The organism is Paeniglutamicibacter quisquiliarum (genome assembly GCF_019084045.1).
In the GTDB taxonomy this organism is placed as follows: Bacteria; Actinomycetota; Actinomycetes; order Actinomycetales; family Micrococcaceae; genus Paeniglutamicibacter; species Paeniglutamicibacter quisquiliarum.
The window spans coordinates 1-5501 of sequence record NZ_JAHRED010000022.1; the positions used below are offsets into that span (position 1 = coordinate 1).

At 55.1% G+C, this 5501-nt stretch carries 2 rRNA genes; both read left to right on the plus strand.

The window, feature by feature from the left end:
• Positions 1–244: 244 nt before the first annotated feature.
• Positions 245–1772 (plus strand): 16S ribosomal RNA (locus tag KRR55_RS20070).
• Positions 1773–2351: 579 nt separating this feature from the next.
• Positions 2352–5481: ribosomal RNA gene (locus tag KRR55_RS20075) — 23S ribosomal RNA — on the plus strand.
• Together the 16S and 23S rRNA genes form the textbook arrangement of a ribosomal RNA operon.
• Positions 5482–5501: the final 20 nt, after the last annotated feature.

Genomic DNA, 5501 nt, shown 5'->3' on the forward strand with positions numbered 1-5501 from the left:
AAGTTGCTCCAGAGCGAAGCGCCGGCAGGAAACGTTAGTCCGGGTCGTGGAGGTTGGAAGCGTCTGTTGTTTGAGAACTCAATAGTGTGCCAAGTTTGTTGATACCAATTTATTTATTTTATTGGTGAATGGTTTCAGGGTCCGCACCCCCGTGTGGATGCCTGGGGCAATTTGCCGGGATTTTTTTACTTGGTGCAGCCCGGTCGACTTTTTCCAGTCGGCGTGTTGGTTGTGTCTGTATTTTTTTACGGAGAGTTTGATCCTGGCTCAGGATGAACGCTGGCGGCGTGCTTAACACATGCAAGTCGAACGATGACTTTTGTGCTTGCACAGAATGATTAGTGGCGAACGGGTGAGTAACACGTGAGTAACCTGCCCTTGACTTCGGGATAAGCCTGGGAAACTGGGTCTAATACCGGATATGCACCGTGGACCGCATGGTTCTTGGTGGAAAGATTTTTTGGTCAGGGATGGACTCGCGGCCTATCAGCTTGTTGGTGAGGTAATGGCTCACCAAGGCGACGACGGGTAGCCGGCCTGAGAGGGTGACCGGCCACACTGGGACTGAGACACGGCCCAGACTCCTACGGGAGGCAGCAGTGGGGAATATTGCACAATGGGCGAAAGCCTGATGCAGCGACGCCGCGTGAGGGATGACGGCCTTCGGGTTGTAAACCTCTTTCAGTAGGGAAGAAGCGAAAGTGACGGTACCTGCAGAAGAAGCGCCGGCTAACTACGTGCCAGCAGCCGCGGTAATACGTAGGGCGCAAGCGTTATCCGGAATTATTGGGCGTAAAGAGCTCGTAGGCGGTTTGTCGCGTCTATCGTGAAAGTCCGAGGCTCAACCTCGGATCTGCGGTGGGTACGGGCAGACTAGAGTGATGTAGGGGAGACTGGAATTCCTGGTGTAGCGGTGAAATGCGCAGATATCAGGAGGAACACCGATGGCGAAGGCAGGTCTCTGGGCATTAACTGACGCTGAGGAGCGAAAGCATGGGGAGCGAACAGGATTAGATACCCTGGTAGTCCATGCCGTAAACGTTGGGCACTAGGTGTGGGGGACATTCCACGTTTTCCGCGCCGTAGCTAACGCATTAAGTGCCCCGCCTGGGGAGTACGGCCGCAAGGCTAAAACTCAAAGGAATTGACGGGGGCCCGCACAAGCGGCGGAGCATGCGGATTAATTCGATGCAACGCGAAGAACCTTACCAAGGCTTGACATGTGCCAGACCGCCGTGGAAACACGGTTTCCCCTTTGGGGCTGGTTCACAGGTGGTGCATGGTTGTCGTCAGCTCGTGTCGTGAGATGTTGGGTTAAGTCCCGCAACGAGCGCAACCCTCGTTCCATGTTGCCAGCGCGTAAAGGCGGGGACTCATGGGAGACTGCCGGGGTCAACTCGGAGGAAGGTGGGGACGACGTCAAATCATCATGCCCCTTATGTCTTGGGCTTCACGCATGCTACAATGGCCGGTACAATGGGTTGCGATACTGTGAGGTGGAGCTAATCCCAAAAAGCCGGTCTCAGTTCGGATTGGGGTCTGCAACTCGACCCCATGAAGTCGGAGTCGCTAGTAATCGCAGATCAGCAACGCTGCGGTGAATACGTTCCCGGGCCTTGTACACACCGCCCGTCAAGTCACGAAAGTTGGTAACACCCGAAGCCGGTGGCCTAACCCCTTGTGGGAGGGAGCCGTCGAAGGTGGGACCGGCGATTGGGACTAAGTCGTAACAAGGTAGCCGTACCGGAAGGTGCGGCTGGATCACCTCCTTTCTAAGGAGCAACTAGCACCAGGCAGGGATTCCACAGTGTTTCCCGTGCGGGTGTTCAGTGCTGCTCGCATCCACCACTTGTGTTGGTGGGCGAGTGCTCAAGGGTGGAATATCAACAAATAATGGCTGTTCATGTTGTGGTTGTTGTCGTCAGTACGCTCGCTTGCGGGCTGGAACGCGATGGTTTCCACGGGGTGGATGGTCTTTTGGCACACTGTTGGGTCCTGAAATAACAGGCCCCGGCCCGGTGCATGCCCTGTGGGGTGTGTGGGGGTTGGGTGTTGTTTTTTCTGGATTGTCCCGCGCATGGCCTAAGCCGTACGAGTTGCACCTCTTGGGTGTTCGTGTGGTGGTGGGTGTGACGGGGTTGTTGTTTGGGAACTGTATAGTGGACGCGAGCATCTTGTGAGACAAGATCGAAAAGCCGGCAATCCTTTGGGGTTGGTGGTTGTTTGGTGTTGTTTTGCATAGCAATTTCTTATGAATTATTGAACCTGGTGAACGCACTTTCGGGTGTGTTTTTCTTGGTTCTTTCGATTGTAATTATATTAAGCTCATGTAAATTTTTGATCATGTTTGTGGTCAAGTTTTTAAGGGCGCACGGTGGATGCCTTGGCATTGGGAGCCGAAGAAGGACGTGGGAATCTGCGATAAGCCTGGTGGAGTCGATAACCGGACGTTGAGACCAGGATTTCCGAATGGGGAAACCCCGTACGGTGTCATGCCGTATGACCCGCAGCTGAACACATAGGCTGTGTGGAGGGAACGCGGGGAAGTGAAACATCTCAGTACCCGCAGGAAGAGAAAACAATAGTGATTCCGTTAGTAGTGGCGAGCGAACGCGGATGGGGCTAAACCGAGCCATGTGTGATAGCCGGCGGGCGTTGCATGGTCGGGGTTGTGGGACTTTCCATACCAGTTCTGCCGGACTGGTGAAGTGAGGTGCGGGCGCATAGGCGAATCGGCTTGAATGCCGGACCGTAGAGGGTGAGAGTCCCGTAGTGCGAATGCGTGCCGCCGCTTTGTGAGAGTATCCCAAGTAGGACGGGGCCCGAGAAATCCCGTTTGAATCTGCCAGGACCACCTGGTAAGCCTAAATACTACCCAATGACCGATAGCGGACAAGTACCGTGAGGGAATGGTGAAAAGTACCCCGGGAGGGGAGTGAAATAGTACCTGAAACCGTGCGCTTACAATCCGTTGGAGCCTCCTTGTTGGGGTGACAGCGTGCCTTTTGAAGAATGAGCCTGCGAGTTAGTGTTACGTCGCGAGGTTAACCCGTGTGGGGAAGCCGTAGCGAAAGCGAGTCTGAATAGGGCGAGTTAGTGGCGTGATCTAGACCCGAAGCGAAGTGATCTACCCATGGCCAGGTTGAAGCGCGTGTAAGAGCGCGTGGAGGACCGAACCCACTTCAGTTGAAAATGGAGGGGATGAGCTGTGGGTAGGGGTGAAAGGCCAATCAAACTTCGTGATAGCTGGTTCTCCCCGAAATGCATTTAGGTGCAGCGTTGCGTGTTTCTTACCGGAGGTAGAGCTACTGGATGGCTAATGGGCCCTACAAGGTTACTGACGTCAGCCAAACTCCGAATGCCGGTAAGTGAGAGCGCAGCAGTGAGACTGTGGGGGATAAGCTTCATAGTCGAGAGGGAAACAGCCCAGAACGCCAACTAAGGCCCCTAAGCGTGTGCTAAGTGGAAAAGGATGTGGAGTTGCGAAGACAACCAGGAGGTTGGCTTAGAAGCAGCCACCCTTGAAAGAGTGCGTAATAGCTCACTGGTCAAGTGATTCCGCGCCGACAATGTAGCGGGGCTCAAGCACACCGCCGAAGTTGCGTCATTCACATATTTGGCAGGCCTTCGTGGTCCAGCCGTGTGGATGGGTAGGGGAGCGTCGTGTGGGCAGTGAAGTCGCGGTGTAAACCAGCGGTGGAGCCCACACGAGTGAGAATGCAGGCATGAGTAGCGAATGACGGGTGAGAAACCCGTCCGCCGAATGATCAAGGGTTCCAGGGTCAAGCTAATCTGCCCTGGGTAAGTCGGGACCTAAGGCGAGGCCGACAGGCGTAGTCGATGGACAACGGGTTGATATTCCCGTACCGGTGAAAAACCGCCCATATTGACCTGGTGATGCTAACCGCCCCAACCACCCACCATCGTTCCTTCGGGAACGGTATCGGGTGTGCGGCGCGGGACCCGAACCAGGGAGGTAAGCGTATTAACAGGTGTGACGCAGGAAGGTAGCCGAGCCAGGCAATGGAATTGACCTGGTCCAAGGATGTAGGGCGAGTCGTAGGCAAATCCGCGACTCACATAGCCTGAGATCCGATAGGCGCCCCCCTTGGGGGGTGATTCGGTGATCCTATGCTGCCAAGAAAAGCATCGACGCGAGGTTTTAGCCGCCCGTACCCCAAACCGACACAGGTGATCAGGTAGAGAATACTAAGGCGATCGAGAGAATCATGGTTAAGGAACTCGGCAAAATGCCCCCGTAACTTCGGGAGAAGGGGGGCCTGCCCCGTGGACGCCACTTGCTGGCGCGAGCGGGTGTGGGCCGCAGAGACCAGGGGGAAGCGACTGTTTACTAAAAACACAGGTCCGTGCGAAGTCGCAAGACGATGTATACGGACTGACTCCTGCCCGGTGCTGGAAGGTTAAGAGGACCGGTTAGCTCTTCGGAGCGAAGCTGAGAATTTAAGCCCCAGTAAACGGCGGTGGTAACTATAACCATCCTAAGGTAGCGAAATTCCTTGTCGGGTAAGTTCCGACCTGCACGAATGGAGTAACGACTTCCCCGCTGTCTCAACCATGAACTCGGCGAAATTGCACTACGAGTAAAGATGCTCGTTACGCGCAGCAGGACGGAAAGACCCCGAGACCTTTACTATAGTTTGGTATTGGTGTTCGGTGCAGCTTGTGTAGGATAGGTGGGAGACTGTGAAGCCCGGACGCTAGTTCGGGTGGAGTCATCGTTGAAATACCACTCTGGCTGTACCGGTCACCTAACTTCGGCCCATGATCTGGGTCAGGGACAGTGCCTGATGGGTAGTTTAACTGGGGCGGTTGCCTCCTAAAGAGTAACGGAGGCGCCCAAAGGTTCCCTCAGCCTGGTTGGCAATCAGGTGTCGAGTGTAAGTGCACAAGGGAGCTTGACTGTGAGAGCGACAGCTCGAGCAGGGACGAAAGTCGGGACTAGTGATCCGGCGGCACGTTGTGGAACGGCCGTCGCTCAACGGATAAAAGGTACCTCGGGGATAACAGGCTGATCTTGCCCAAGAGTCCATATCGACGGCATGGTTTGGCACCTCGATGTCGGCTCGTCGCATCCTGGGGCTGGAGTAGGTCCCAAGGGTTGGGCTGTTCGCCCATTAAAGCGGTACGCGAGCTGGGTTTAGAACGTCGTGAGACAGTTCGGTCCCTATCCGCTGCGCGCGCAGGAAATTTGAGAAGAGCTGTCCTTAGTACGAGAGGACCGGGACGGACGAACCTCTGGTGTGTCAGTTGTACTGCCAAGTGCACCGCTGATTAGCTACGTTCGGAAGGGATAACCGCTGAAAGCATCTAAGCGGGAAGCCCACTTCGAGATGAGATTTCCATACACTTTTGAGTGTGAGAGGCCCCCAGCCAGACCACTGGGTTGATAGGCAGGATGTGGAAGCGAGGACTAAAGACTCGTGAAGCTGACCTGTACTAATAGGCCGACAACTTAAACCACAAACACCACACCACCCCCT